Origin of the sequence: Yersinia sp. 2466 StPb PI (assembly GCF_041538325.1) — a bacterium.
Lineage (GTDB): Bacteria > Pseudomonadota > Gammaproteobacteria > Enterobacterales > Enterobacteriaceae > Yersinia > Yersinia enterocolitica_E.
In genome coordinates, this window is sequence record NZ_JAULSL010000001.1 from 2,525,680 (window position 1) to 2,552,557 (window position 26,878).

Sequence of the window (26,878 nt, forward strand, 5' to 3'; positions counted from 1 at the left end):
CCCGCACGGAATACTTAATCGTGACGGGCAAAAGCCAGCCAGCGCCGTTCTGCACGTGAAAATAGGTAAATCAGCATAAAAGTGCATAACAGATAGAGCGCCGCCGCCATCAGGAACGGGATGAACGGGGAATAGGTTGCCGCATAGAACGAGCGCGCCACGCCGGTAATATCCAATAGCGTTACGGTACTGGCAAGTGAGGTGGCGTGTAGCAGGAATACCATCTCGTTATTCAGCGCTGGGATACCGCGCCGCAATGTTGCGGGCAGTACCAACCGGCGAATAATCTGCCACTGGCTCATGCCAAAAGCTTCGCCAGCCACCCACTCCTGACGTGGAAACGTCACCATCATTCCCGCCAATAATTCTGCCACATAAGCACTGGTATTCAGCACCAGCGCGAGCGTGGCACAGAAAGTGGCATCACGGAACAGCAGCCAGAACGGTTGGTCGTCCTGCCAACCCAACTGCACGATGTCAAACTGTGACAAACCGTAGTAGATCAGCATTAATTGCAGATAGAGCGGCGTGCTACGGAAAAAATAAGTTACGCTGCGGATGAACCAAGAGAGCGGCCGTGGGCCAAAAGCTTGCCCAACTGCCATCAGTAGTGCCAACAATAAACCCGGCACCACGGACAGTAAAAACAGCTTAGCGGTCATGGCCAACCCGGTAACATCCGACCCGTCGCTATACAAAAATGTCGGTGCAGCCTCCAGCATGGTTTGCAGATTCATCCTTGCCTCGCTGCACTAGAGGTTGACAGCGCATAGCGCCGTGAAAGCAGACTGAATCCCCAACTAGAAAGCGCGGTGATGACCATGTAAATCATCGCCACCAGAAAGTAAAACAAGAACGGTTTTTGTGTCGCCCGCCCTGCCTGTTCAGCCAGCCACACCATATCTTCCAACCCCAGAATGGATATCAACGCCGACGCTTTCATTAAACCAAGCCAGTTGTTATTGATCCCCGGAATGGCAAAACTGAGCATCTGTGGCAACATAATGCGCCGGAATACCTGAGCAGGACTCATACCGTAAGCTATTGCGGCCTCCAACTGACCACGATCAACGGTTTGAAATGCGCCCCGGAAGGTTTCAGTGTAGTAAGCGCCGAATACAATACCAATGGCCAACACGCCAGAGATAAAAGTGTTGAAGCGAACCGGCCCCACGCCCAATAAACTGAGGAACCCATTCACCAGCATTTCGCCACCGAAAAATAGCAGCAACATAATCACCAGTTCAGGAATACCTCGCACCAGCGTGGTGTATCCGGTTGATATCCAGCGCAACCAGCGCGGACCAAACAGTTTGATAACCGCATTGATCAACCCAAGTACCAGTGCCACCGCGAGTGACAGCAGCATCACACACAGTGACAACCCCGCCCCCTGTGCCAGTAAAGGCAAATATTCGGCTACCATTATTGGCCCCCTGTCGCTGAAAAACCGGTGCCGGGCGCGTTAGTCATCGGCCCGGCGGGTTTACATCACAAAAAATGGTGAAGCACTCAGTTGCCGTAAATATCGAAACTGAAATATTTTTTCTGAATGGCGTCATAAGTACCGTCAGCACGGATCGCCTTAATTGCTCCATTCAATGCATCGCGTAACGCTGGATTATCTTTACCGACGGCGATACCCACATCAGATGAGATAGTTTCGTCTTGGATAACTGGCCCGGCAAAAGCAAATTTCTGCCCACGCGGGGTATCAATAAAGCTACTGGCAGCCTGAATGTTATCTTGTAGCGAGGCGTTGATGCGCCCAGACAGCAGATCCAGATAGACATTGTCCTGATTAGCATAAGAGACGATTTTCACCCCTTGTCCACCCCAGTGTTTTTTCGCATAGGTCTCATGGATTGAGCCGGTTTGCACACCCACGGTTTTGCCTTTCAAGCTGGCGGTGTCCGGTAACAGCGGGCTGCCTTTGCGCGCCACCAATTGTGCGGCACTGCGATAGTATCGATCCGTGAAATCCACTTCTTTTTTGCGCTCTTCAGTAATGGTCAGCGACGCAATAATTGCATCGAACTTACGGGCATTAAGTGCCGCGATCATGCTTTCAAACGGTTGTTTAACGAATACACACTTCGCATGCAGGTTTTCACACAAGGCATTCGCGATATCGATATCAAAGCCGGTGATCTCGCCACTGGGAGAAAGAACATCAAAAGGTGGATAACCCCCGTCTACACCAAAGCTAATAGTGTCAATGGTCTGAGCCGCCACGGGCGCGGAAAGTATCAGGCCGGTCAATATTGCAGCTAATGTCTTTTTCATGGTTAAGATCCCAATGTTGGCAAGTAATAGAAACCGCAAAGATTAGAAACGAAGCGAGAGGCAGGTCAAGCCGCCATCCATTTTTTTAAATTCACTGGTATCAAGTTGAATAATTGGCATACCCAGCTTTTCAATTTGCGCCAACGTGTAAGGATACCCTTGCGGTGTAATCAACGTATCATTGATCCACAAAGTATTACCGGCGTAAGACTCATCTTCAGGAATAACAATGGTATTAAACCGAGAAAACGCAGGATGGTGCTGATAATCCTCGGTCAGCAACAAGGTGTTACGCCCAACATAGTTAACAATCGACTTCAGGTGTAACCCCGCACTCACTGCTATTGGCGTTACCCGATAGCCATAGCGCGCGACCGCGGCGGTAAACTCGCTGATCCCGACTTCATCAGTGCGTGAAGTCAGGCCGATAAAAAATTGTTTATCCACCAACAGCACATCACCCCCATCAAGATGGCCTTGCTCGCTCATTCGAAAGACCGGGCGGTCGGTAAATAGCGGCTCGATAGTCGCCACTTCGCCTTGGCGGCTGGGTGCCCCAGGGTGGGTTATCACCGCCAGTTCCGGCATGACGACGGCAGTATCCTCAACAAAGTGCGCATCAGGGAATGCCGGTGCTGCCGGTAAAATAGTCACTTTCAGGCCAAGACGGAGCAAGGTATCAACGTAGGCCAAAAATTGGTGACCCGTCACAGCAATATCTGGGGCGCCCAATTGGGACGTGGTCTGGCCGCTACCACAGGTAGCCGCCGGCAGTCTGGCAATGGCTTGAGTAAAGTGCATAGGCGAGTCTCTTGATTGAGTGTTGCAAAAGTGTTGATCTGATTATTAAACAGATACTGTTACCAATCAGGTTGAATCAGCTATCACTGCCATACATTTACGCTGTATATGACTCTCTCTGCGACCTATTCAGTTGTCAGATGAAAACCATAGACAACCCGCTTTAGCTATATACTATTTGATATAACTTATCGGGCAGTATCCGAGACAGGCAAGCTACCCTTCCTGTCTCTGCGCGCGTAGCGTGCTAGCGAACCTAAGGAAACCGAATGAAAAAGTTAATCATGGTGATGATTACACTATTGCTGATTGCCTGTGCAAATACCGGTCATGTCGGCGTGAGTGGGGGTTCGGGCGGAGTATCGAGTATCAGCATTGGCACCGGCATTCGCCGGTAATACAGGCAGGTGTTTTCAGTCCCTGCCTTACCAGTATTGACTGTAAAATTGGCTGTCAGCTATCTGTTTTTCAGGACTGGAGCATCCTCGGAAAAACGTGCTGAAATAGCATCCCGTTCATAACCTTGCCGCTCAGTCAAAATGGTATATAACTCAGGGCGACGACCATAGATCCAGCGCCGTCCAGTACTGAGTGGGATCAAGGAGAGATCCAGCTCAGCGCACACCATCATGTCGGCGGCCTCCCAGGTTTCATTGATGATGCGACCATACGGGTCCAGTATCATCGCATTACCGGTGCGCACTTCATCATCATCGGCCCCAATACCATTACTGAACAGAATAAATAAACCATTATCATGTGCCCGGGCTGGTAACCAGCGCATCAGCCATTCCCGGCCATTGATGCCACGAATTGCCGCGGTTATTTCTTCTTTTCGTTCAACACGTTGTTGCCACAGTTCGAGTGGAATGGGCTTCATGCCATAAGGGCTACGGGAGTGAGTTCCACCGGTTTGGTGTGGTGCCAATAATATATCCGCGCCCAGTAAGGTGGTAGCGCGAACATTCTCCACCAAATTGTTATCCCAGCAGATAAGTATGCCCACTTTGACCCCCCAAGGGGTGTCAAACACGGTGTAAGAATCGCCGCTGCTAATGGTTGGATGCTCAAAAGCATGCAATTTGCGATGAGTGTGCCAGGTGCCATCAGGCATGCAAGCAACATAGGCGTTATAGAGTCGCCCGTCATCTGCCCGCTCAATCAGACCCACACCAATAAGCATTTGATATTTAACTGCTAACGCAAGAACCAAGGCGATTGATGGACTGTTTCCTATCGATTCCGCCAGTGCATTGACTTGCACCGCAGTCAACTTAGGGACATGCCAGTATCCAGTGATACACATCTCTGGAAAGGCTAATATTTTGATGTTTTGCAGGGCTGCCTGCTCGATAAACTTCTCAATAACCAACAGATTATATTGTTTGTTATTGGCCTGATGCTGGAACTGCACTGTTGCTGCTGTTATCAATGGTAATTCAGTCACATTATCCTCCTAGGGCATCTACCGCTGATTTTTATCATTGGCATTACAGCAGCCGTATTGATAACTTTATAATGAATTATTTTCCTTTATCGATTACCAATTGGAATGAAACAGTGAATATTAAGTTGCTAAAAGCCTTTGTTATGCTGGCACAGAAAAGCAATTACAATGAAGCTGCACAGGCGCTTTGTATCACGCAACCGGCCCTGTCTAAGCAGATTAACTTATTGGAATCGATGCTAAATCTTCATCTGTTCTCACGCGGGCGTCATGGTGCGCTACTGACCCCTGGCGGCCAACAGTTGCTGGCAGAGGCGGAGAAAGTGATTAATCAGTCTAATTTTTTTCTACAACATGCCGCCAGAGTGGCCAAGGGCATTGAAGGGTTTATATCGATAGGTTTTGGATTGTCGACTTTCTATACTGCTCCGCACTGTATCGCCAAATTCAGAGAGCAGTTCCCTGGCATTGCCATTACGTTGGAGGATATCCCCTCGGCACAGCAATATGCATTATTAACTCACGGTGAACTGCAAATAGGATTTGTTCGAGTGCCGCCCAAGGCGCCGTTACATTATCATCCCTTATTTGACGATCGCCTGGTGCTGGTAACCCCGCAAGATAAGGCACTAACACTCGACGAATGGTTAAAACATCTGCCGTTACTGCGTTTATATACCGAGCGTGGGCGCGGGCTAAATGCACAAATTGACCTGTTCTTACAGTCAAATCAACTCTACGTGCCAGCGATGCAAGAAGTTGAGGATATTCAAACCATACTCGCACTGGTGATTGCCGGTCTCGGCGTGGCATTACTGCCGCAGAGTGTGGTGCATATCGCGCCCCCGACGATGAATATTATTGCGCTCAGCGGAGACACCCTCAGTTGGCAAGTGGGTATCGCTTGGAATAATACTATTCCTGATTTGGTGCGGGACAATTTTATTAAGATGGTCATCGAGCATAACCGGCAAAACATCGATTGATACTTTGCCGGTTTATGGCGTGATGAGATTAGCGGAACGGCGGTTCGTTAAAGGTGCGCAGTTTGCGTGAATGCAGTTGATCACCCTCCGCGCGCAATAAATCTATTGCCCGAATACCAATCTGCAAATGCTCAGAAATAGCACCTTCATAGAAATGGTTAGCTTGCCCCGGCAACTTGATTTCGCCATGTAACGGTTTATCTGAAACACAGAGCAATGTGCCATAAGGCACTCGGAAGCGATAACCTTGAGCTGCAATGGTGGCACTTTCCATATCGACGGCAACTGCGCGGCTTAAGCTAAAACGCAGTGCTGACGCAGAAAAACGCAACTCCCAGTTACGGTCATCAGAAGTGACTACCGTCCCGGTGCGCAACCGCTGTTTGACTTCAACGCCTGGCATGCCACTCACCGCTTTGGTGGCGTCGTACAATGCCCGCTGTACCTCAGCAATACTTGGGATCGGGATATCTGGCGGCAACACCGCATCCAACACATGATCATCACGCAGATAGGCATGAGCCAGCACATAATCGCCGATGGCCTGACTTTCACGCAATCCACCACAGTGCCCAATCATCAACCATGCATGAGGCCGCAGTACCGCCAGATGATCACAAATAGTTTTGGCATTGGATGGGCCGACGCCAATATTCACCAAAGTAATGCCATGACCCCCTTCTGCAATTAAGTGATAGGCCGGCATCTGATGTTTTTTCCATGCCAGATCAGAGGTGGTCTTTTCAGGATCAGCATTTTCAGCCGTTATGTAGCTGCCACCGGCACAGGATAAGGCTTTATAAGGGCTGGCGGGGTCGAGAATCTGCTCACAAGCCCAACTGACAAACTCATCAACATAGCGGCTGTAGTTAGTGAAAAGGATATAAGGCTGAATATGTTCTGCGGGGGTGCCGGTGTAATGTTTTAGCCGCGCCAGTGAAAAATCAGTCCGCAAGGCATCGAAATGCGATAAGGGAAAATCAGCGGTGGCAGTATCAATACCGTCCGTAATGCCATCACCGATTTTTGCCAAATCCGTGGTTGGGAAGTGCTGAGCAAGGCCCGCCGTCATCGACCGGTCGAGAATGAGGTCAGAACCGTCGATCACAAAAGGATATGGCATTTCCTGTTGTGACGGTGTCACTTCAAACACCGCGCCGTACTCACTTTCAAGCAAGGTGAGTTGCTCTGCCAGATAGTCCCGAAACAATGTCGGCCGAGTAACAGTAGTACTGTATTGCCCGGTCCGGGAGAAACGCCCATAAGCACGGGTACGCTGGTGGTCGCGGAATCTTCCGTCCCAACTGACGCTGAGCTGCGGATATGAAAACAAGCCCTTAGCCCTTTCACCAACATCCGGCAGAGCGCCATCGCGAATAAAAGCGCTAATGGCATCACGCAATGCCGCAAGTGCTGACTCGTATAGCGTCTCAAGCCTATCAATCGCTTCGCTGGCTGATAGGTGAATGGTATTTTGTGATTGATTCAAGATATCTCCTTTCAATACGCGTAAAGGCGGTGCTTAGCTTACTCAATTAACCGACGCAGAAACATAGTAAAAAACACGGTTTTACTGTCCATCGACGTAATGTGCCCTGTAATGAACATTTTGCCGTTACAGGTCAAATATCCAAACACGCGTTACACCAAAAACCTCCATTCATTGAAAACAAGAGGACATTTTGCCACTTATTCCGTCGTTTGATTCCCCTTCACCAACACTAAAGTATAGGTTGTCGCAGATAACACATTATTTTCTGCCTTGGGCAACACTATAAAGGTCTCTTTTGCGTGGCAAAATCATTTTTACGCAGTGGTAGTTTGGACGACATTCTGGCGTTAGGCGAAAACGGGCAACCGGTTTATGCCTCTGCACGGCAGATAAGAGAGGCATTACGCCTTAAAAAACAGCAACATATTGCTGACTGTCTGGCCATACCTCAACTTAATGAACGCGGCGACCGCATAGATTGGTATGCCCCCATTGAAGGCAAAGTGACCTCATGGCTGGCAGCCAGCAGTGTTGAGCGCAAGGCAGCGGTTAAGCAGTTGTCAGCCTGTCTGGCAAGTGCCAATGACTTGTGTCAGCGGGCGCAAAAATCAGATAACGCCGCACAGCAGCTATTTGGCGTACTGTTGGCCAAAACAATGCAATTCCCCGATCAAAATCACGTTTATTTAGTGGCAGGCAAGCCAGTACTGACCTTTTGGGGATTTGTCAGCCCGGATAAAAAAACACGCACTGACCCACTCGATTGTCTGCGCCAGACCACCGAAGTTTACGAGTCGATTGAACCTATTATCGCTACCATTACGGCCCCAATGCCCACGCCGCCTGCCGCTGCTGTCATTGAGTTAGCACCTCAGGCCGAAACTACGTTGCTGCCCCCCCTGCCGGAGCCTGTCGCAGAGGTCACCCCGCTATCAAAAGCAGTAAAAAAACCAACACGTTGGCTACGATTTAGCTGGATGTTACCGGTGTTGGCGCTAATCATCGCCTTGATAGTGCAATTCAGTGGTGGAATGCCGGAAAATGCCGCTGCCGCCCCGGATGTTAAGCCCACTGCCCTCGAAGATAAATCAGCCACTGAAGATAGAACCCTGTCAGTTAAAGACCTTGCACCGGTAACCACTGCACCTGTTGCTCAAATTATCCAGCCCACAATTGCATCACAACTGCCGTTGAATAATGCCACCGTCGTGCCTGCATCAGCTATCGCGGAACCAACCGCCGTCGCATTGCCGACCACCGTTGAGAGCAAAAGTGCGCTGATACTCCCTTCAGATGCCGTCAAAGTGGGATCGACTACATTCCTTAATGGAAACTGGCGTGTCAGCCCGGATATTAAAACCACCCAAACCGGTAAAGCACCCAGCCTGAAGTATCAAATTAAAAACGGTAAAGGTACGGTGAAAATCACCCACGGGGATAACGTGACTTGCCGCGCAAATATCACTGCTGGTGTAATGAAGTCAGGCAATTTGGTAATCAATAGCCGCTATAGGGCGCAGTGCAGTGATGGTTCAAAATATCAAATGCCTGAGATCGTCTGCAAACAAGGCGTGAGCGGGATTGCAGATTGCAAAGGCCGTTACGATGCCAATACGACCCTTCCAATGACGATGAAGCGTGAGACTAAATAATATTATGCTGGCAACGATCACGGATTTAAAACAGAAAATTACGCTTATTCAGGACAGCGGCATTCAGTTTCTGGACTTCGCTTTAAAGCCCCAATTAGATACTGAGCTGCCAAATAAATTCGTCCGCAAAAGCGCTAATGGCCCACTATTACGCCTGAATTACCATCCACATAACGGTAAATATTCGCTAATGGTACCCGGCTCAGCCCCAGAGATTGTTAAACCTGAATTTAGTATTCCATTGGAACAATCGCTAAAACTGCTGAACAATATTTGGTTGCCGCTGCCCTTCTTGCGTTTTAATCCGCCGCGCACCTTCGTTAATGGGCCTGATAACTGGGCCAGAGTACAGATTTTAGTGCTAGATTCGCCAGATCAAGATGGCAATACTTTACGTGTCACCATGGCATTTGATACCAAAGTCTATCCTGAAGGTGATGCTAATGAGTATTTGGCACCTAATGAAAATGATGTCAAAACCGGATTAAGTTTCGCCCTGGCCTACCACAATGAAGAATTGGCAGAATTCCTTGATTTAACCTGGGTTGACGGTTGGTTGCGGGAAGTTTTTGTTCAACAGGCATCAGAGCAGGAAGAACGCACCGAAAGGCATATCAGTGTGTCGCTGCGCGAATTCGAATATCAGGCGCACTATCTTAATTTGCTGGAGTTACTTGGCAGCCAAATTGGTGTGCCAGAAATAAAAATCAATACCAGCACCCTACAAGAACCTACCGTTAATGTTGATTTGATCCTCGATGTCGGCAACTCGCATACCTGCGGCATTTTGGTGGAAGACCATGCCGATGAAAGTAATGGCCTGAAACAGACTTACGAATTACAAATTCGTGATTTAAGCGAGCCACACTATCTGTATAACGAACTGTTTGAAAGCCGGATTGAATTTGCGCAAGCGAAGTTCGGCAAACAGAATTTTTCGGTGGAAAGTGGCCGTGACGATGCCTTTATCTGGCCTGCGATTACCCGTGTTGGTCGTGAAGCCAGCCGTATGGCACAGCACCGTTTAGGCACCGAAGGGTCTACCGGCATTTCCAGCCCCCGCCGCTATCTGTGGGATGAAGAGACCTATACTGCGGGCTGGCGCTTCAACGAGACCCAAACCACGCTAATACATGAACCGCTGGCGACGGCGTTGCCGCTGACCAATCTGGTCAATGATGACGGCCAACCGCTCTATACGATGCCAGTAGATGAACGGCTCCCGGTATTTTCACCACATTATAGCCGTAGTTCATTGATGACATTTATGTTGTCGGAACTATTGGCGCAAGCGCTGATGCAAATCAACAGCGCGGCACAACGTTTGAAAATGACCCATGCCAATGCGCCACGGCAATTACGCGCCATTATCTTAACGCTGCCGTCCGCCATGCCAAAACCGGAGCGCGAGATATTCCGCCGCCGGATGAATGAAGCCATTGCCTTAGTTTGGAAATCTATGGGTTGGCATCCGGCAGATGATAACTTTGCATCCACCCAAGGCCGCGCCAAAAGCCAGGTTCCAGTACCAGATGTACAGATGGAATGGGATGAAGCGACCTGCGGTCAGATGGTTTATCTGTATAACGAAACTCAAGTTAATTTCGGTGGCCGTACCGCAGCCTTTTTTGCCAGTATGGCACGACCCGATAAACAGCCGGAAGCTGGGGATGTTGCCGGGAAAACCTTACGTATCGCCTCTATCGATATTGGCGGTGGCACCACCGACCTGGCAATTACGCAATATTGGCTGGATGATGGTATTGGCAATAATGTCAAAATCAGCCCGCGCCTGTTATTCCGTGAAGGGTTTAAAGTGGCCGGTGATGATATTTTGCTGGATGTTATTCAGCTCTATCTTCTACCTGCCCTCCAAGCTCGCCTTAAGAAAGCTGGCGTCACCAATACTGATGCCTTGCTGGATAAATTATTCGGCAATGATGGCCGCATGGATGGGCAATCAGCCCTGCGTCAGCAAGCCACATTGCAGATATTTATGCCCGCAGGCCGGGCTATTCTGGAAGCCTACGAGAACTTTGATCCCCTGGATGCCAGTGCAGAAATAGACGCTAATTTTGGCGAGCTATTGCCCCAATTACCGACGCAGAAAGTCCTTGATTACATTAACAGCGAAGTTCAGCGTGAACTAGCAACAGATGCTGGCGGGTTTGATATTTTGCAGGTTCCGTTAGTATTAAAGCTAAGCAAGTTGCACGGTGAGTTTTTATCTAACCGAATGAGTATTACGCAAAACCTGCGTTCACTGTCTGAAGTGGTATCACTCTATTCTTGTGATGTGCTGTTATTGACTGGCCGCCCTTCACGCTTCCCCGGCATTCAGGCACTATTTCGCCATCTGCAACCTCTGCCCAACAATCGTATTCTCTCGCTTGATGGATATCACACCAGCGATTGGTATCCGTTTAACAAGCATGGTCGCATTGATAACCCAAAATCAACTGCCGCAGTAGGGGCAATGCTATGTTTACTGGCACTGGACTTACGGCTGGCCGGTTTTTACTTTAAAGCCGGTGATTTCCAACCTTATTCGACCATACGCTACCTCGGGATGTTAGACAGCAGCGACGCACTGACAGAAGAGAATGTCTACTATCGCGATATCGATCTGGATAGCAGCAATTTTGCCTTGCCATCCGACGCTCATTTTCAGGTTAGAGGGTCGTTGTGTCTTGGCTTTCGCCAGCTCGATAATGACCGTTGGCCTGCCTCGCCGCTTTATACCTTATCCATTGTTGATCAGGAACTGGCGCGCAAAGTTGCGGGTGACAGCGTATTGCATGTCAGACTGAGATTAGCAAAGGGCGACAAGCAGAATGACGATGGTCAGGAGCGCTTTGAGATAGCGGATGCCGTATTGCAAGATGGGAGCCGTGTGCCATCCCACCACCTGCGCCTCAAGCTCAACACATTAGCCAGCAACGGTTCAGGATCAACCCATTATTGGATTGATAGTGGGAGTGTATTTAGAAAATGAAATCATTAATCACCCAACAGCTCAATAACCAGCTTGAGCAAGTCACACAAGGTATTGATCAAACAATTAATTGGATTAACAATGTGCGCCAACACGCCATTCGATTGGATATTGAAGCCGATCTTCTCACCATCAAACTGCGTCGCCATCGCAATAAAGCACGTCAACTAACGGAAACATCCTTAACCGGCATGAGCATTGGCTTTTTTGGTCAGTCATCTGCCGGGAAACAGCACCTTATTTCAGCGCTGGCGGCGGATGAAAATGGCCGCTTGGAAACCACCCTTGGCGGGAAAACTCTCGACTTTTGGCAACAAATAAAACCGGGCTATCAGGCCAGCGGGCTGGCAACACGTTTTAGCCAGCAAGCCGTTAGTCATTCCGAAAGCCATCCGGTACGGCTTTCTCTTCTCAGTGAAGTGGATATTGCTAAAATAGTTGTGGGTGCTTTTCTACTGGATAACCCTCAAGGCCCCCGTCATCAGGATGGACGAGAGCATTCGCTGGATGAACAGCATATTACTGACCATCTGCAACAGCTCGTTATGCGCAGACAACCGATCGCCAACGCAGGTATCAGCAGTGATGATGTCATTGGGCTGTGGGATTATCTGGTTCGTCATGACGCCCCGCGCCAGAGAAAACTGGAAACTCATTTCTGGCCGGTGGCCATTGAACTGGCTCCTTATCTGAGCATTGATGATCGTGCCCTTTTGTTCTCATTACTGTGGACAGAATTACAGCCATTGACCGATGCTTACCGCCATTTTGCCTATACTTTGCAACATCTGGGCGGCGCGACTCAAGTACTGTCACCACTAAGCGTATTAGTGGACGATACCCTACTGCCCGCCAATGGCGTTATGAATGTTGCGACACTCTATTCTCTGAACACACCCGCGGATAGCCACATTCAAGTTATACCCTTAGTTGATGACAATGCGACTGATTTAGTGACGTTGTCACTTGCTGAGCTAACTTTTTTAGCTGCCGAGTTACATATCCCGCTGACCACATCTACCCGTAAAAATGTATTTGAATCCATTGACTTGCTAGATTTCCCTGATTTTACTGAGCCATTCGATACACCAGAATACCTTGAACATCCTCCTTATCCGCAGGCCGTTTTGCTATCTCAAGCTAAAAATGCCTATTTGCTTGACCGCTACACGGATAAACAGCAGATAAACCTGCTATTAGTCTGTAATGCGGCGGGTAAACGCTCAGAAGTCAAAACTGTCAGTAAGGCACTGGATTATTGGGTTAAGCAAACACAGGGGGAAAACGTGCAGGTGCATTCCCGTCGCAATCCTGGGTTAATCTGGGCATTAACACCTTTTGATCAACGGGTTACCGCGGACCCACAGTTGGCTGGTGCGAAAAATTATGACGAAGCGGTACAACGTCATGTGGGTAATCCTGGTGATAGCTGGGGCTCCATGCTGGCATTGGACACTCGTGGTGTTGAACGAATGGTCACTTATCTGACCCAAGAGATCCGTCGTGATATCAAAACAGAACGGATAACCGAACAACTTCATGAGTTACAACGAGAATTGACCGATAATCTGCTTGCAGGCTGGTATCAGCCAGCAAACAGCGAATTGCAACAGAAACAACGTATTGCTGAAACCTTACTCAAAGCCTTACAAACGCGAACCGGCTTACACGGCGAGTTATTAGAGCGACTGCTGCCCTCTCGTGATGAGTTACGCGATTTATATCTACAACAGCAAAACCGTGCGGCTGAATTGATCACCCCAGCGACCCATAGCGAACCTTTTAGTATCGGTATCGATATCGACTTATTCAGTGATCAGCCCGAATCCGCGGCATTTCAAACCACGGTAACACCTGCGATAAGCCATGATTATGAAACAGCCTATGCCGCAAGTGTGCAGCGTTATTGGATAAATCACCTGCGACAACTGCCCGATAACGGCCCATTGATTGAACTGCTCGGTATTGCCAAACCCACCATTGAATTGCTGGTTGCAGAACTGATTACCGCCAGTATCCGACTGGATATCGCCGGGCAGTTAATCACGATACTGGCAGACAGTGAGCAAGTTGGTCTGCACCGTGAAACCAAAGCCGATCGTCAGGTATCGCGTGCGTTGACGGTATTGGGCGATTTTGTTGCCTGGCTTGGTTTCTTACAAATAGAGGAAAACCAGCGCCCTGATAGCCGTATTAATCGGGGAAATAAGATTTTTGCCCAACCACCTAAATCAGTATCGCCGTTGGGGGCATCACAGCGATTGACCAAATTGGCATTGACCCCAACCAATAATACTGCATTTTATATTTATGATTGGCTGGTTGGCTTAGGTGAAATGATTATTCACAACCAGGGTTATTCTGCCAGCAGCGAAATAAACTTGCAGAATCGTGAACAATTAGCGGCAATATTCTTGCTGATTAATCCGCAATTCAGGCCGTAAACCATCAGTAATATATCCGTTATTCCCCGTTGAATCGGGGGAATAACGGATACCACCATACTGAACTCAACCCATTGGTTCTAAATCACTATCTCCGACCGGCAATGCCCTAAGTACCACAATACCTGGGGTTTTCTTCACATATTCCAAGAAAGGTGAGTCGACAACTTTATTGTTCCCTTTCATTGATGATGCATTACGGAACATCGCGCCTTTTGCTGTCCTGATAAATATTCCTGTATGGGTGACATCCAGACCTAAAATAGGGGTGTAAATGCCGATATAATCCCCATTTTTTAACTCCGCGACTACCGCATCATTAATAAACTCAGCCGGAATATAAACAATATTACGCTCAATAGCACTCAGCCCGGGGATAAACTCGCCACCCTCTTTTTTCTGATTCAGATTTTTGAGAACAGTGTGGGTATGAGTACTTATTTGTGCAGTAACATCTTGTGCGTTTAAAGGGGATCGCTGTGACCAGTCAGTAAAGAAATGTTTTCGGTGCAAGTAGCTGACATCAGCATCAACATATCTTGTTCTGATAACTTGCTGCACAAACTCCACCTTGCTTCCTGATTTTCGCAAGGCTTCAACATAATCCAGGTAGGTGAAGCAGTCCAATCCACGGAAATCGACCACTAACTGTTCCGGTTGCGTTAGCGAACCAATGAGTACATTTGCCTCATAAGGTGTACCTAAAAACTCAGCAGATATATTCGCAATAGCATCACCCTTATTGCTATAAGGTGCTGTTTCTAATTTAGCTTCTATAATACTGGTGATACGATTTGCGGTGTAATTATCAATGCTGACCGTTTCGGGAGGGGGTTGTTTCGCACCACATCCTGCGATAACAGCAATGAGAACCAAAGATAACGATTTATGCATAAGTCCCTTCTATGCCTTATCAAGCGGCTATTCCATACACTCCAAGAGTTTTACTTTAATGTTTAAATTTTAAACAAGGTATCAACAAGAGCAGATTAGCCTGTGTTGATAGGCTATCTGAGTGCTGACACCTCATGCTATATGATAAAAAACCTTATCTTGCTAAATCGCTAACCAAACATCTATTAATTACTTTAATTTTCAAATAATTAAACAAAAAAATATTTAACTACCGCGTCCAGCCACACCAGTAACGTTGTGATCCGCCTCAGATTTTTGCATTGTTATCATTCTGATTGCTTGTGCCTTTTGGCGAATCGTGTTTATCTTTTAAGGCTTATTACACTTATTGATGAGATACCTCGTGAACTATTCCACTGCCACCTTCAGTCTACAAAATACTGCGTATGTTAACGCAGTGGTAGTCGTACGCGTGCTAGTGGTGGTGGTCGGCAGCGCGCCGTAACGGGTACCGAATCCAGAAAGATTCCCAAACCCCGCCGGCGCCAGCCGAGCGGGGTTTCTTTTTAGCCCCACTCTGTTAACCGCCGGCCCTGATGAAGGATATAACCATGCGTTATACAGGCGCCCAATTAATAGTTCGCTTGCTCGAGCAGCAAGGTATTACCACGGTCGCAGGCATTCCCGGCGGCGCAGCGTTACCGTTGTATGATGCTCTAGGGCAAAGCCGTATTATTCGCCATGTGCTGGCACGACACGAACAAGGTGCTGGCTTTATGGCTCAAGGCATGGCCCGCGCCACCGGCCAAACCGCAGTCTGCTTAGCCTCCAGCGGCCCTGGGGCAACCAATCTGGTCACGGCAATTGCCGATGCCAAACTCGACTCTATTCCACTCGTGTGTATTACAGGTCAGGTTTCCTCCTCAATGATTGGCACCGATGCTTTTCAAGAGGTTGATACCTATGGCATATCGATACCTATCACCAAACATAATTATTTGGTTCGCGATATCAGCGAATTGCCCCGGGTGATCCCGGCGGCATTTCGCATTGCCCAGTCTGGGCGGCCCGGTCCAGTATGGATTGATATTCCCAAAGATGTGCAAACAGCAGAAATTGAGCTTGAGAGTTTGCCGCTACCAGGAGTTGCCGATGAACCTTGCCCAATAGACCCACAAGCTATCGCGCACGCCGCTCAAATGATCAACCGTGCGGCACGGCCTGTGCTCTATCTGGGGGGAGGAATCGTTAGTTCGCAGGCACACCAACAAGCAATACAACTGGCTGAACAGGCTGGACTGCCAACTACCATGACATTAATGGCACTGGGTACCATGCCCGTTGACCACCCATTATCCTTGGGAATGTTGGGAATGCATGCAGCACGCTCAACCAATCTGATCATGCAACAAGCTGATTTATTGATCGTACTTGGGGCGAGATTTGATGATCGTGCTATCGGAAAAGCAGAACAATTCTGCCCTGATGCCAGCATCATTCATATTGATATTGACCCAGCTGAATTAGGCAAAATCCGCCGACCACACCTGGCGATGAATGCCGACATTAAGCAGGTATTAACCCACCTGTTGCCTTTAGTTGAAACTCGTTCACGCAGCGAATGGCGCTCAACCGTCAGTGATATGCAGCGCGAATTTCCGTTCAATCAACCCAACAGCACCAACCCACTGTGCCACTATGGTTTGATTCGCGCGGCGGCCGAAGCGCTGGATGATGACACCATCATTACCACTGATGTGGGACAACACCAGATGTGGGTAGCGCAGGCTTATCCGTTGCATCGCCCGCGACAGTGGTTAACGTCTGGCGGACTGGGCACCATGGGATTTGGTCTGCCCGCTGCCATTGGTGCAGCACTGGCGAAACCAGAGGCAAAAGTAGTGTGTTTTTCTGGTGATGGTAGCCTGATGATGAATATTCAGGAAATGGCGACCGCCGCTGAAGAGCAGCTGAACGTTAAGATTATTTTGATGAATAACCAATCATTGGGTTTAGTCCATCAGCAACAGGAACTGTTCTTTGGTAAACGTATTTTTGCAGCCGATTACCCGTATCGCACAAACTTCATCCATATCGCAGAAGGGTTTGGTTTCTCCACATGTGACCTCAACACAGCCAGCGACCCTTATGCTGCCTTGCATGAAGCCTTAAACCGCCCAGGCCCAGTATTGATCCACGCACTGATTGATGTAGATGAAAAAGTGTATCCGATGGTGCCACCGGGTGCTGCAAATATCGATATGATTGGAGGGGAGTAATATGACGACTCAACAAATGGCAGGACAACCAGCACCAAACCTATCGACATCTGCGCAGGTGACACTGTTACTCACAGTACGCAACCACCCCGGGGTGATGTCTCATATTTGTGGGCTATTTGCCCGGCGCGCATTTAACGTCGAGGGAATTTTGTGTATGCCGTTGGCTGGCGGTGACGAAAGTCGCATTTGGCTGCAAGTCTTGGATGATCAGCGATTACTGCAAATGATAAGCCAGTTGGAGAAACTGGAAGATGTGCTCCAGGTGCGCCGCTTCGGGCCTGAAATGCCTATTTTTGACCAAGTAGAAGACTTAATTGCCAATCAACGGTGACGTTGTCACTAGCATTGAATTACGTTAGATGGCAGACCTTAGTTGTAAACCCGCACTTCCGCTTACTGGCGGCTGTGCGGGCTAGCTCAATTTTAGGCTGGATTAATAGCAAATAGCGTTTCTATCTCAATATTTATCTCAGGTGAGAATAAACCTTTAACTTCAACCAAAGAACTGGCTGGCAAGTTTGCACCATAAAATTTATACATAACATCACGCAAGGTACTTAGCTGCGAAATGTCCGTCACAAAAATCGTTATCTTAATAAGATCAGCAAAACTGCTATTTTCAGCCTGCACAATGCTAGCGATTTGATGAAAAATCTCTGTAGCTTGTTCGGCCATACTTCTCCCTTGTGCAATGGTACCGAACGCTGTCATACCTGAAATATAAAGCAATCCATTGTGCTTCACGCTATGAACGTAAGCCCCCGCAGGGTTAGCAAGATGAGGATAGTTTTTACGAAGTAACGTCATATTTAAAATTCCTCTTTAAATCTATTGAAAATAAAATCTTGCACTCACCCCGTGGCTACGGGCCTTCCTTCAGAATTAATATAGTCAAGCTTTGCAACTAATATACGAGCATAGATAACCGGCTGTTATCGATAATATACCGTTAACAGCCTTTTAAAATTAGATAGGAGGTTAATTAGGCCAAGAGTAATTTCTGTAACTCTGCCAGCGAACTGACTTGGTAACGAGGCGCAATATTATCATCCGGTACACTGCCGTGCATATTAAGCCAGCAAGTATCTATCCCTGCATTAATACCACCCTGAATATCAGAATGCAGATTATCGCCCACCATTAGAATATGCTCTTTGGCCGGATTATTCATTAAATTGAAAGCATGCTCAAATATAGCCACATCCGGTTTGGCCACCCCGACTTGTTCAGAAATGATCAGCGGAGAAAAGACATTTTTCAGACCAGTACGTTCCAAACGTATCGTTTGTAGCTCGGTAAAACCATTGGTAATAATACCCATATTCACTTTACCACTCAAGGCATCAACCAACTCACGGGCACCCGGTAGGAGTGAACAGATATCCGCCATGGCGACTAAAAACTCACTGTTCAACCGGGTAGCTGCCACCCCCAGTTTCTCTGCCCACATCTCAAAACGGGTGTTTTGTAATTCGCTGGCGGATATTTTCCCATCTTGATAATCAACCCACAGCGGTTTATTAACCAATTGATAATAATCGAAATCCTGCACGGAAAAATCCACATTAAAGCGAGAAAACATCAGCTTTAACCCTTGATATGCATCAAAGTGAAATAGTGTCTCATCCGCATCGAACAGTATCCATTGGTATTTCATCACGACTATCTCTCTGACATTATTAGGCGCGCTATGGTAGCGATTATTAGCATTCAGCTCAAGTTACACCGCGGCGATACCTGGCTAATCATATTAATAGTGCTGCCGATATATCACGGTTTATTGCGATAACTTCTTCACCGGTTACCAAGGGGGCATCAAACGCCGATAATACTTTGCGGTTGATTTCAATCAGCGCGTCGTCAATTTTGATTTCCATATCTAACGCGATATCTGCTAATTTTTCTCTTTCCCAAGAGTCGCGGGAAATCAATAATTTCAAGAAAGTCACGATGCTATCGGGCAAATTAGCACTAATTGCTGCTATTGATTGTGGATTAATATCTTCCTGAGTCGATACCTCAGTATTTTCAGTAACAAACAGACTCTCCAGCAACACCACTAATTCCTGGCTTTCATTTTTTAACAGATTAATACGGTCTGTATCATTAATAACTTCAGCGGCTTGAGACGGCAGACTCAGTGTCATCGGGGTTGCACGGCTATCAAGATCGCTATAAACCAATTTGCTGTCTAAGGCAAAACGCTTATATACCCGCTCAAGAAATTTCACTTCTGGTGGCGTAATGGTTCCCTCTACCTGAATCAAATGTGCCAAAAAGCGAGCAATGGCCCGACGGTTCTCCAGTGAGAGCGGCTCAAGATTATTTTTCAGGGCCAGCAGGGTATTATTTTTCCTGATACCGGGTTGGAGATAAGCTTTCAACCGCATACGCTGACCGGGGCTAAGATAACCCCAGGCATCAATATGTCGGGTCAATATCATAGATTCTGGCTCACCGATACGCCCATCGATCATCACCGCTGCGCAAGCCAACTCCACCGCAAGCATGGTCACGCGGTATGCGGCAAAGGTGGCAGATTCAGCCACCATTGACTCAATAGGGAACAGTGCCACAGTATCTTGCAAAACAGGTGTGCGGTTATCTGCTCTGACATCAGGTTCAATACCCACTTGCAGTGATGCTAATGCAAAGGTTAATGCCATAACCTGACTGCGGGATAAACGCTCTAATGGCTTGGTGTCGCACGCCGTACTGAGCCGAAGAAAAAGCTCATCCAGCGTTACCATCAACAAGCCATAACCCACTCTCGCTTTGATACTTTCTAACTCTGTTTTTAATGCTGCTGACCACAACGGCATCGGTAATAATAGTTGCCCTTCCAGTGACATTTTTTTCTTTGGATTAACACTGGCAAAACGGTTATAGATATCCAGGTCATGCTGGCAAGATTCAAATATTGGCCTCAGTTTATCCCTATGCGCTTTACACACAGCCACATTCGGCAGTTCCCCCATCTGCTGAAAGAACTCTTGCCCCATTAATCCCGCAGATGCAGGGCGATAAAATATCAGTAACTTGGTTTTATTTATGGGTAATAAAAATCCGTCTCCATACTGCTCACGATAACGCTGCTGAAAAAGTGAGGAGAAAATATCAGCACAATGTGCCATTGAGATATTCTGATTTATCGCCGGATCAGCCTCGCCCCAGGCGAGCGCCCAGGCGGCAGGCAAAGGTTGCTGGTCGACAGCCAACTGCCCTAAACCAACCAGTAGCGCCAACGGAAGTTCTGTTGATGCCTCGCGGGTTAATGGGGGTGGAGAGAGATAGAGTTTCTCTTCTATATTCACTCGAGATATATAAACCAACAAGTTCTGCGCATAATGATTAAATGCGTTATTTTTCCCATAAATATTTAGCAGGCGATTAATTTCTTCTTCAAGAACAGGAAGTTCTTTTTTCGCTACCGGATCAATCGCAGCATCGATTAAAATCCGATGTTCCAAACCATAGAAGAATAGGAAGACGTAACCAATATGCGCAGTAGGTGATTTACGCCCATCTGCAAGCCATTGTAAATAAGCTCTTCTCGCTTGCGGCGAACATGTCGAGTAATCAGGCGCATTATCAATCAGCGGCAAGGAGATATCTATTTCTTGTTCTGCCACATCCATCGATGGGTTAATAAATGCAGGTTCCGCACCAGTGCGATTACTTTTGTATTTATTACCAATGTAAATCATGCCATCGGGTAAATTTATTCCAGCCACAACCGCCAACTCTCCAGGACGTAACCAGGAAGCGCGGGCTAAAGATCCTCGCGAGGTCTCGGGTTTTTTAGTCGCTGGTTTCTTGATTTCATCAACTGATGGGGTCTGATTTGCGCTGCTACCTTCAATGCTATTTTCGGGTTCAAGCTGTGAAGGGGTAATAGGATAATCGCCAAGATCAGGTATCGCTGCAGTTTTCTGCATGTCCGCGCTAATAGATGAGGCGACAGACCGCTTAGTCCCTTTAAGATTTTGCCAGACAAAATACATGCATAAGATAGCCGCACTCAGTGCAATCCACACTTCTCTTGGGATACCTGTAATCAGCCCTAAAACGACTATTAGTAGGATAACCCAGCCGGTACCGGTAGATTTTCTCTTCGCCACGATGGTTTATATGCCCCTATCTTAAAATAGTAATTTTTATTCTGCCTTTAATGGCGATTTTTAATAAATAACTCTTTTCACACACGGTTTTTACACAAATAAACCACGGCAAAAAGCCGTAGAGAAAACCTGTAAATTTAACTTAAGTGCAATTTACAGGTTAAATAATAAATCAGTGTTTTAATTTAATGCATCTGCCCACCATAACAACAGGCCAGAATGCACAATAAATCAATTATGCCAGTTGATTATGCATTCAGCTAGCAAAGACTATGCAACCATTGGATAAACTCCACCGCTCTTGGTTTGTCCAGGGTTCGCTTGGGGTAAATTAGATAATAAGGTTTTGTAACGGGTAATTTATGTTCAGACAACTGAATTAAACACCCTTCATCTAATTCTTTTTTAATCAAATGTTGTTGGCCCAGTAAAATACCGTTCCCCGCCACGGCCGAATCAATTGCCATGGAGGTTAAGTTGTAGATTGGCCCTCGGTTGGGAACACACTCATCTAGTTTTGCTGACAGCAGCCATTCATGCCAATCAGGTAAGAACTGCCCTTCTTTGCCCCAATCAACATGTATCATCGGGTAGATAATGTTGTGTTTGCCATCAAGCCAAGGGGTAGTTAATAGCAGTGGGCTTGCAACCGGAAAAACCCAATCCTGAAATAGCATTTCTTTCTCTTGTTGGGGATAATGTTCATCACCAAAAGCCAGGTAAAAATCTGCCGCAGTACGGTTGAAATCAACCACCCCGTGAGTAGCATGAATCCGAATATCCACATCGGGATATTGGGCTAACCACTGTTTGAGATGCGGATTAAGCCATCGACTCGCCAGGGCGGGCAGTGCTGAGATATTTAATGATATATTGCCTTTATCCCGCGCCATACTCTGTTGGGCCATCCGTAATGTTTCAAATGCCTGCTGTACATAAGCTAAATAGGCACTGCCCTGCGAGGTCAGTTCAACGCCTGATTTCGAACGGGCAAATAATTGAATCCCCAGATGTTGCTCTAACTGACGTATTTGCTGGCTAACCGCCGCTGGCGTTAATGATAACCGGGCCGCCGCACTGGCCAGACTGCCGGTATTAGCGGCTGTCTCGAATGCTAAAATGGCGGTTAACTTTGGCAAACGAACAGCCTTCAAACTATTCATAACAGCCCCCCTTATCCATAACGCATTATATTGATACCGATAGCCAAACTTAACCTAACAGTAACGTTTTATTGTTATTCCAGTTACAACTAATCCTATACAGTTAGGAACAGAAACCAAGCAACATTTAGCATTACTGGGAGGATATATGCAGCAGCTCAGCGAAATTATTAATATGGAAGCCAACCCAATCAACGATGTCATGTTCATCACTCAGTGCAAGAACACGTTAGAAACATACGGTGCCTTGGTACTATCAGGCTTCTTGCAGCCCCGCGCACTGAGTAGTATTAAACAAGAAGGCGTCAGTCATAAGCATCGAGCTTACTATGCCGCTAATCAGCATAATGTTTATCTGACCAAAACCGATCCCGCCTTCCCTGCTGGTCATCCCCGTAATCGGTTGGTTACTTCATCAAAAGGCTGTATTACTGACGAAGAAATCCCTACCGATTCCGCATTACGAACGCTGTACAATGCGCAAGATTTCCAAGACTTCTTGTGTGCCGTATTAGATGAAAAACAACTCTACCCTTACGCCGATTCACTTTCTTCAATTAACTTGCACTACGCCAGTCAAGGCCAAGAGTTAGGTTGGCATTTTGACAATTCATCATTCGCCATCACCTTATTAGTACAAAAACCGCAAGCGGGTGGCGTCTTTGAATATATTGAAGAGATGCGCGATGCCGATAAAGGAGAGATGAATTACTCAGGAGTGGAACAACTGTTAAACCAACAGGTCACACCTAAAACATTGCAAATTGAACCGGGGGACTTAGTGCTATTTCGTGGAAGAAATGCGATTCACCGGGTCACGCCGACCCAAGGGAATATCACACGAATGCTGGTAGTGTTAGCCTATAATGCTCAACCCGATATTGCGCTATCCGAGACAGCCAGAATGACTTTTTACGGTCGTATTTAGTTTTCAGTGGTTTGGCATTTACTTAACGGCTCTGCGGGCGTCCTTGCCCGCTAATAACATAGCTATTCTCTGCCAGCATACAACATTAAACCACTCCGGTGGTCACGCTGAAATGGCGGCTCTCTCCTGGGGATAACATTATTAACGTCCCCTTTTCTTTCGCCGCCATATACCCTTCCGGGCGACAGGTTGCAGGTAAAATAAATGCAGCCACTTTTTGATCGCCATTATGTAAAATCCAACGAGTAGCATAATTAAACTGCGCGGTGGAAAAACGAGTCACAAAACGATGCCCTTGCGGGGACAACATAAAGAATTCTGCATTATCAACATATTGTGCAAGATTATCGGCAAAAAATACAATTTCTGGATCGTAAAACTCCGATTCATTTAAATCGGTTAATCCCTGAGTTCTTTCCCGTAATTGTTGGGTGTAGTGCAACCATTGCGGGGTTGGGTGTACATGTGCCGGTACTGTCTCACGCAATTTCAGTGCTGAACCGGGTAAGTTTTGACGGAAAGTGGCCCCAGGAATATAGGTGTAATTCATATGACACATATATTGCAGAGGCATCGGCATACTGGATAAGTTAGTCACCTTCATCTCAATATCGAACTGCGCACTACCGGCCCTGAGCCTAACCAGCGGTTGCGCGCAATAATGATCACCGAACCCTTTCACATATTCCACACTGCCCATGACGGCAAGTGTGTCGCCGTCAATAAGGAGCCAAGCGTAGTCCATTTCAGCACAAGGCATCTCGCCGTGTAATACATGGTCGTCCTCAGGCGATGGACAACCATTACGGCGCAAACCCGAATGGAAAGCAAAACAACCGTAGGTATCAACAATGTTCTCTCCACGCTTAGGTCGAGAGAACATATTTTCCATTTTCAGGTTATGCCCATCAAATTCCGCATCCCAAATCATTTGGCCGTAATAAGGTAAAACGGTCAGGTACCCACGAGAATTAACAATCTTCAGAGCTTCAATACCTGAGGCATATTTAAAACTGATAACAGTAAAATCACTACTGCTATAGATCTCTTGCTCCTGAAGACTGAACTGTTCACGGATTAGCGTTATTTTGGCGGTCATTTATTGTTACTCCCGGTTCAATTAAGACTCATTATTTGCCAATGTTGCCGCACTTGTCCGTTGTTTATTGCGCAGTTCACCCCAAAAATAGAAACCAACATAGGCGAAACACAATAATGAGACAAAAAATGCATGTTGCATTGAACCAAGATGGTCAGAGACAAACCCTTGTAATGCTGGTACCACTGCAGCCCCCACTATCGACATCACAATAATGGCCCCGGCCACTTCGGTATATTTGTTGTCTACTGTATCCAGGGTGCCTGCATAGATAGTCGCCCAGCAGGGCCCAAACAAGACGCTAACAAATACGGCTGCATATACCGCCGTAAAGTTGGGTACGGTTACGACATAAAGCAGCGTTAATGCACCTAAAATAGAATAGGCAATTAACACTTTTTCGGCTTTAAATCGTGTCATCAGGAAGTTGGCCACAAACTTACCAATGAAGAAGCAAATAAAACTGTAAATCATAAAGTTCGAGGCATCTCGTTCATTAGATGCGCCCAGGTTTAAGGCCAGGCGAATCGTAAAGGACCATACTGCGACTTGCATACCCACATAGAGGAACTGCGCCGCAATGCCTTTTTTAAAACGACTGTTCCCAGCTAAATATTTCAAGGTTTCTTTTAATGACGGTGAAACCACTTTTTTACCGCTATCACCTTGTGGTTTGCAATGAGGATAACGAGTAATAACAAATAACAGCATAACCAGCAGTAGAACGAAAATCAGATATTTATAAGGCTCCAATGTATGTTCTAACATCGTAAGACGAAAAGCATGAATCTGATCTGGCGTCATCGCGGCCATTTGGTTGTGTAAACTATCACCTTCCTGAAATACCAGGTATTTACCGAGTACTATCCCCATCAATGCACCGATCGGGTAGAAAGTTTGGCTGATATTAAGCCGTAAAGTGGCATAGTCTTTATGACCAATCATGGAGCTGTAGGTATTAGCAGCAGTTTCAAGGAAACTTAAACCAATAGCGATGGCAAAAATAGCGGCCAGAAACATAGTATATGTTGCCATATGGGAAGCAGGATAAAACAACATACATCCGATAATATAAAGTGTTAACCCAGTTAATATAGCAACTTTGTAGCTGCTTTTTTTGATGACCAAAGAGGCAGGAATAGCAATCAGAAAATAACCGCCATAAAAGGCACTTTGTACCAGTGCACTGGCAAAATCACTGAGTGCAAATACGCTTTTAAATTGAGTAATTAAAATATCATTCAGACTGGCTGCACATCCCCAGAGCGGGAATAAACAGGAAAGCAAAATAAATTGGAATAACGGTGTTTTATTTAAATAGCCATCTGGCAGTTGAACGGTATTAAGGCGCATTTTATTTTCCTTGGTGTAGGGTCTTTAAAAAATCAATAAATTGCGACGCATCAGGATAAGAACGTTGGGTTCCCTTTCCTGTGACACTGTAGGCTGCAAAAGCAGAAGCCATTTCCATCGCTTTTAATATATTGCCGTGCTGGACATATTCATGAGCAAAACAACCAATAAAAGCATCACCTGCGCCGCTGGTGTCGATGGCGTGGACACTAACCGGTGGCACATGGTCAATGTGTTCACCGTGCATCCATAATGATCCGCGATGCCCCAAAGTAATGATCAGGTTATGTAACCCTTTATCCAATAAGCTGCGCCCTGCACGGTAAATGTTATCCAGACTATCAACTGGCATTCCGGTCAGAATCGCGAGCTCAGTTTCATTTGGCATAAAGAACTCGCACTGACATGCATAGCCGATATCCAATGCTTTAGATGCGGGGGCTGGATTAAGAATGACTTTAATCTGGTGCTGGCGGGCAAAGTCGATAGCGGCGTAGACCGTTTCCAGCGGAATTTCGAGTTGTAGAATAATCAATTGGCAAGCTTTGAGCGCATCAGCAGCAGCATCGACATCCGCGGGTAACAAATGATTGTTAGCGCCTTTGATAATCAAAATTCGATTTTGTGATGATTTATCGACGAAAATCGGAGCCACACCACTCGAGGCCCCTGTAACTGCTTTTACATACTGGGTATCAACCCCAGCTTTTTGTAGATTCCTTATGGTATTTTCCGCAAATAGATCATCACCAACCCGAGTGACCATCATCACATTGGCACCTAACTTGGCAGCGGCAACCGCCTGATTGGCCCCTTTACCGCCGCACCCAATTTCAAAATTTGGTGCCTCCAATGTTTCCCCGACTTGTGGCATTTCATCAATATAAGTGATCAGATCAACCATGTTGGAACCAATTACTGCAATATCCATTGTTAACCTCTTTATTCTAATTTTTACCACGTAATGTTATTGC

Annotated in this window: 23 protein-coding genes; 9 read left to right on the plus strand and 14 right to left on the minus strand. The window is 46.9% G+C overall.

What is annotated here, in order from left to right:
* Positions 1-14: 14 nt before the first annotated feature.
* The 4 genes from Q2T72_RS11410 to Q2T72_RS11425 all read right to left on the minus strand — a co-directional run bounded on the left by Q2T72_RS11410 (position 15) and on the right by Q2T72_RS11425 (position 3,087).
* Positions 15-737 carry an ABC transporter permease gene (locus Q2T72_RS11410; protein ID WP_083158825.1) on the minus strand — a complete coding sequence of 241 codons (723 nt, stop codon included), beginning with the start codon at positions 735-737 and terminating at the stop codon, positions 15-17.
* Complete coding sequence (locus Q2T72_RS11415) at positions 734-1,426, minus strand: ABC transporter permease (RefSeq protein ID WP_005184240.1); 693 nt, start codon at positions 1,424-1,426, stop codon at positions 734-736. Before Q2T72_RS11415 ends, Q2T72_RS11410 begins: the two co-directional genes overlap by 4 nt.
* Positions 1,427-1,512: 86 nt before the next feature.
* Positions 1,513-2,286 carry an ABC transporter substrate-binding protein gene (locus tag Q2T72_RS11420; protein WP_083158824.1) on the minus strand — a complete coding sequence of 258 codons (774 nt, stop codon included), beginning with the start codon at positions 2,284-2,286 and terminating at the stop codon, positions 1,513-1,515.
* Between the two features lie 42 nt (positions 2,287-2,328).
* On the minus strand, positions 2,329-3,087 hold the full coding sequence (locus Q2T72_RS11425; protein WP_372569196.1) for a dimethylarginine dimethylaminohydrolase family protein: 759 nt from the start codon (positions 3,085-3,087) through the stop codon (positions 2,329-2,331).
* A gap of 269 nt (positions 3,088-3,356) precedes the next feature.
* Between Q2T72_RS11425 and Q2T72_RS11430 the strand changes: the two genes are divergently transcribed.
* On the plus strand, positions 3,357-3,485 hold the full coding sequence (locus Q2T72_RS11430) for a hypothetical protein (RefSeq protein WP_265331623.1): 129 nt from the start codon (positions 3,357-3,359) through the stop codon (positions 3,483-3,485).
* A gap of 59 nt (positions 3,486-3,544) precedes the next feature.
* Here Q2T72_RS11430 and Q2T72_RS11435 read toward each other — a convergent pair whose 3' ends face one another.
* Positions 3,545-4,534, minus strand: a complete 990-nt coding sequence (locus tag Q2T72_RS11435) for a nitrilase family protein (protein ID WP_372569197.1) — start codon at positions 4,532-4,534, stop codon at positions 3,545-3,547.
* 113 nt (positions 4,535-4,647) lie between these two features.
* On the opposite strand from Q2T72_RS11435, the gene Q2T72_RS11440 reads away from it, so the two are divergent.
* Positions 4,648-5,520, plus strand: a complete 873-nt coding sequence (locus Q2T72_RS11440; RefSeq protein WP_083163631.1) for a LysR family transcriptional regulator — start codon at positions 4,648-4,650, stop codon at positions 5,518-5,520.
* Positions 5,521-5,548: 28 nt separating this feature from the next.
* On the opposite strand, the gene Q2T72_RS11445 is transcribed toward Q2T72_RS11440, so the two are convergent.
* Positions 5,549-7,009 carry an AMP nucleosidase gene (locus tag Q2T72_RS11445; RefSeq protein WP_372569198.1) on the minus strand — a complete coding sequence of 487 codons (1,461 nt, stop codon included), beginning with the start codon at positions 7,007-7,009 and terminating at the stop codon, positions 5,549-5,551.
* Positions 7,010-7,311: 302 nt separating this feature from the next.
* Between Q2T72_RS11445 and Q2T72_RS11450 the strand changes: the two genes are divergently transcribed.
* From Q2T72_RS11450 to Q2T72_RS11460, 3 genes are read left to right on the plus strand one after another with little or no spacing between them, the layout of a single operon-like run.
* Positions 7,312-8,664, plus strand: coding sequence for an SrfA family protein (locus tag Q2T72_RS11450; RefSeq protein ID WP_372569199.1), 1,353 nt, complete (start codon positions 7,312-7,314; stop codon positions 8,662-8,664).
* 4 nt (positions 8,665-8,668) lie between these two features.
* Entirely contained in the window at positions 8,669-11,659 is a 2,991-nt protein-coding gene (locus Q2T72_RS11455) for a virulence factor SrfB (RefSeq protein ID WP_372569883.1), read from the plus strand.
* Entirely contained in the window at positions 11,656-14,103 is a 2,448-nt protein-coding gene (locus Q2T72_RS11460; protein ID WP_372569200.1) for a putative virulence factor, read from the plus strand. Before Q2T72_RS11455 ends, Q2T72_RS11460 begins: the two co-directional genes overlap by 4 nt.
* Before the next feature lie 66 nt (positions 14,104-14,169).
* Here the strand turns inward: Q2T72_RS11460 and Q2T72_RS11465 are convergent, their stop codons facing one another.
* Positions 14,170-14,997 (minus strand): DUF1460 domain-containing protein, encoded by an 828-nt coding sequence (locus Q2T72_RS11465; protein ID WP_372569201.1) that lies wholly within the window; start codon positions 14,995-14,997, stop codon positions 14,170-14,172.
* 364 nt (positions 14,998-15,361) lie between these two features.
* Between Q2T72_RS11465 and Q2T72_RS11470 the strand changes: the two genes are divergently transcribed.
* The 3 genes from Q2T72_RS11470 (at position 15,362) to ilvN (ending at position 17,571) form a co-directional block, all read left to right on the plus strand.
* Positions 15,362-15,463 (plus strand): ilvB operon leader peptide IvbL, encoded by a 102-nt coding sequence (locus Q2T72_RS11470; protein WP_227746532.1) that lies wholly within the window; start codon positions 15,362-15,364, stop codon positions 15,461-15,463.
* Positions 15,464-15,569: 106 nt separating this feature from the next.
* The gene (gene ilvB, locus Q2T72_RS11475; RefSeq protein ID WP_193784659.1) at positions 15,570-17,237 is read left to right on the plus strand and encodes an acetolactate synthase large subunit; all 1,668 of its coding nucleotides are present in this window, start codon (positions 15,570-15,572) and stop codon (positions 17,235-17,237) included.
* 1 nt (position 17,238) lies between these two features.
* The gene (gene ilvN / locus Q2T72_RS11480) at positions 17,239-17,571 is read left to right on the plus strand and encodes an acetolactate synthase small subunit (protein WP_193784658.1); all 333 of its coding nucleotides are present in this window, start codon (positions 17,239-17,241) and stop codon (positions 17,569-17,571) included.
* A 92-nt stretch (positions 17,572-17,663) separates the two neighbouring features.
* Here ilvN and Q2T72_RS11485 read toward each other — a convergent pair whose 3' ends face one another.
* From Q2T72_RS11485 to Q2T72_RS11500, 4 genes are all read right to left on the minus strand, one after another.
* The gene (locus Q2T72_RS11485; protein ID WP_083158815.1) at positions 17,664-18,047 is read right to left on the minus strand and encodes a RidA family protein; all 384 of its coding nucleotides are present in this window, start codon (positions 18,045-18,047) and stop codon (positions 17,664-17,666) included.
* 175 nt (positions 18,048-18,222) lie between these two features.
* A complete protein-coding gene (gene yjjG, locus Q2T72_RS11490) occupies positions 18,223-18,897 on the minus strand; it encodes a pyrimidine 5'-nucleotidase (RefSeq protein WP_083158814.1) in 675 nt (224 codons plus the stop codon).
* Positions 18,898-18,985: 88 nt separating this feature from the next.
* Entirely contained in the window at positions 18,986-21,361 is a 2,376-nt protein-coding gene (locus tag Q2T72_RS11495) for a TerB N-terminal domain-containing protein (RefSeq protein ID WP_372569202.1), read from the minus strand.
* 260 nt (positions 21,362-21,621) lie between these two features.
* Entirely contained in the window at positions 21,622-22,524 is a 903-nt protein-coding gene (locus tag Q2T72_RS11500) for a LysR substrate-binding domain-containing protein (protein WP_372569203.1), read from the minus strand.
* A gap of 148 nt (positions 22,525-22,672) precedes the next feature.
* Here Q2T72_RS11500 and Q2T72_RS11505 point away from each other — a divergent pair, with 148 nt between their 5' ends.
* Positions 22,673-23,452, plus strand: a complete 780-nt coding sequence (locus Q2T72_RS11505; protein WP_083158811.1) for a 2OG-Fe(II) oxygenase — start codon at positions 22,673-22,675, stop codon at positions 23,450-23,452.
* Positions 23,453-23,537: 85 nt separating this feature from the next.
* Here the strand turns inward: Q2T72_RS11505 and Q2T72_RS11510 are convergent, their stop codons facing one another.
* The 3 genes from Q2T72_RS11510 to rbsK are packed head-to-tail and all read right to left on the minus strand — an operon-like array spanning position 23,538 to position 26,835.
* The gene (locus Q2T72_RS11510) at positions 23,538-24,551 is read right to left on the minus strand and encodes an aldose 1-epimerase family protein (protein WP_372569204.1); all 1,014 of its coding nucleotides are present in this window, start codon (positions 24,549-24,551) and stop codon (positions 23,538-23,540) included.
* A 21-nt stretch (positions 24,552-24,572) separates the two neighbouring features.
* On the minus strand, positions 24,573-25,904 hold the full coding sequence (fucP, locus tag Q2T72_RS11515) for an L-fucose:H+ symporter permease (RefSeq protein WP_372569205.1): 1,332 nt from the start codon (positions 25,902-25,904) through the stop codon (positions 24,573-24,575).
* 1 nt (position 25,905) lies between these two features.
* The gene (gene rbsK, locus Q2T72_RS11520) at positions 25,906-26,835 is read right to left on the minus strand and encodes a ribokinase (protein ID WP_372559057.1); all 930 of its coding nucleotides are present in this window, start codon (positions 26,833-26,835) and stop codon (positions 25,906-25,908) included.
* Positions 26,836-26,878 lie beyond the last annotated feature (43 nt).

Excerpts from the sequence above, each read along its gene's own strand:
- Q2T72_RS11410 (WP_083158825.1), bottom strand. The coding sequence starts at position 737 with ATGAATCTGCAAACCATGCTGGAGGCTGCACCGACATTTTTGTATAGC.
- Q2T72_RS11415 (WP_005184240.1), bottom strand. The coding sequence starts at position 1,426 with ATGGTAGCCGAATATTTGCCTTTACTGGCACAGGGGGCGGGGTTGTCA.
- Q2T72_RS11420 (WP_083158824.1), bottom strand. The coding sequence starts at position 2,286 with ATGAAAAAGACATTAGCTGCAATATTGACCGGCCTGATACTTTCCGCG.
- Q2T72_RS11425 (WP_372569196.1), bottom strand. The coding sequence starts at position 3,087 with ATGCACTTTACTCAAGCCATTGCCAGACTGCCGGCGGCTACCTGTGGT.
- Q2T72_RS11430 (WP_265331623.1), top strand. The coding sequence starts at position 3,357 with ATGAAAAAGTTAATCATGGTGATGATTACACTATTGCTGATTGCCTGT.
- Q2T72_RS11455 (WP_372569883.1), top strand. The coding sequence starts at position 8,669 with ATGCTGGCAACGATCACGGATTTAAAACAGAAAATTACGCTTATTCAG.
- Q2T72_RS11460 (WP_372569200.1), top strand. The coding sequence starts at position 11,656 with ATGAAATCATTAATCACCCAACAGCTCAATAACCAGCTTGAGCAAGTC.
- Q2T72_RS11465 (WP_372569201.1), bottom strand. The coding sequence starts at position 14,997 with ATGCATAAATCGTTATCTTTGGTTCTCATTGCTGTTATCGCAGGATGT.
- ilvB (WP_193784659.1), top strand. The coding sequence starts at position 15,570 with ATGCGTTATACAGGCGCCCAATTAATAGTTCGCTTGCTCGAGCAGCAA.
- ilvN (WP_193784658.1), top strand. The coding sequence starts at position 17,239 with ATGACGACTCAACAAATGGCAGGACAACCAGCACCAAACCTATCGACA.
- Q2T72_RS11485 (WP_083158815.1), bottom strand. The coding sequence starts at position 18,047 with ATGACGTTACTTCGTAAAAACTATCCTCATCTTGCTAACCCTGCGGGG.
- yjjG (WP_083158814.1), bottom strand. The coding sequence starts at position 18,897 with ATGAAATACCAATGGATACTGTTCGATGCGGATGAGACACTATTTCAC.
- Q2T72_RS11500 (WP_372569203.1), bottom strand. The coding sequence starts at position 22,524 with ATGAATAGTTTGAAGGCTGTTCGTTTGCCAAAGTTAACCGCCATTTTA.
- Q2T72_RS11505 (WP_083158811.1), top strand. The coding sequence starts at position 22,673 with ATGCAGCAGCTCAGCGAAATTATTAATATGGAAGCCAACCCAATCAAC.
- Q2T72_RS11510 (WP_372569204.1), bottom strand. The coding sequence starts at position 24,551 with ATGACCGCCAAAATAACGCTAATCCGTGAACAGTTCAGTCTTCAGGAG.
- fucP (WP_372569205.1), bottom strand. The coding sequence starts at position 25,904 with ATGCGCCTTAATACCGTTCAACTGCCAGATGGCTATTTAAATAAAACA.
- rbsK (WP_372559057.1), bottom strand. The coding sequence starts at position 26,835 with ATGGATATTGCAGTAATTGGTTCCAACATGGTTGATCTGATCACTTAT.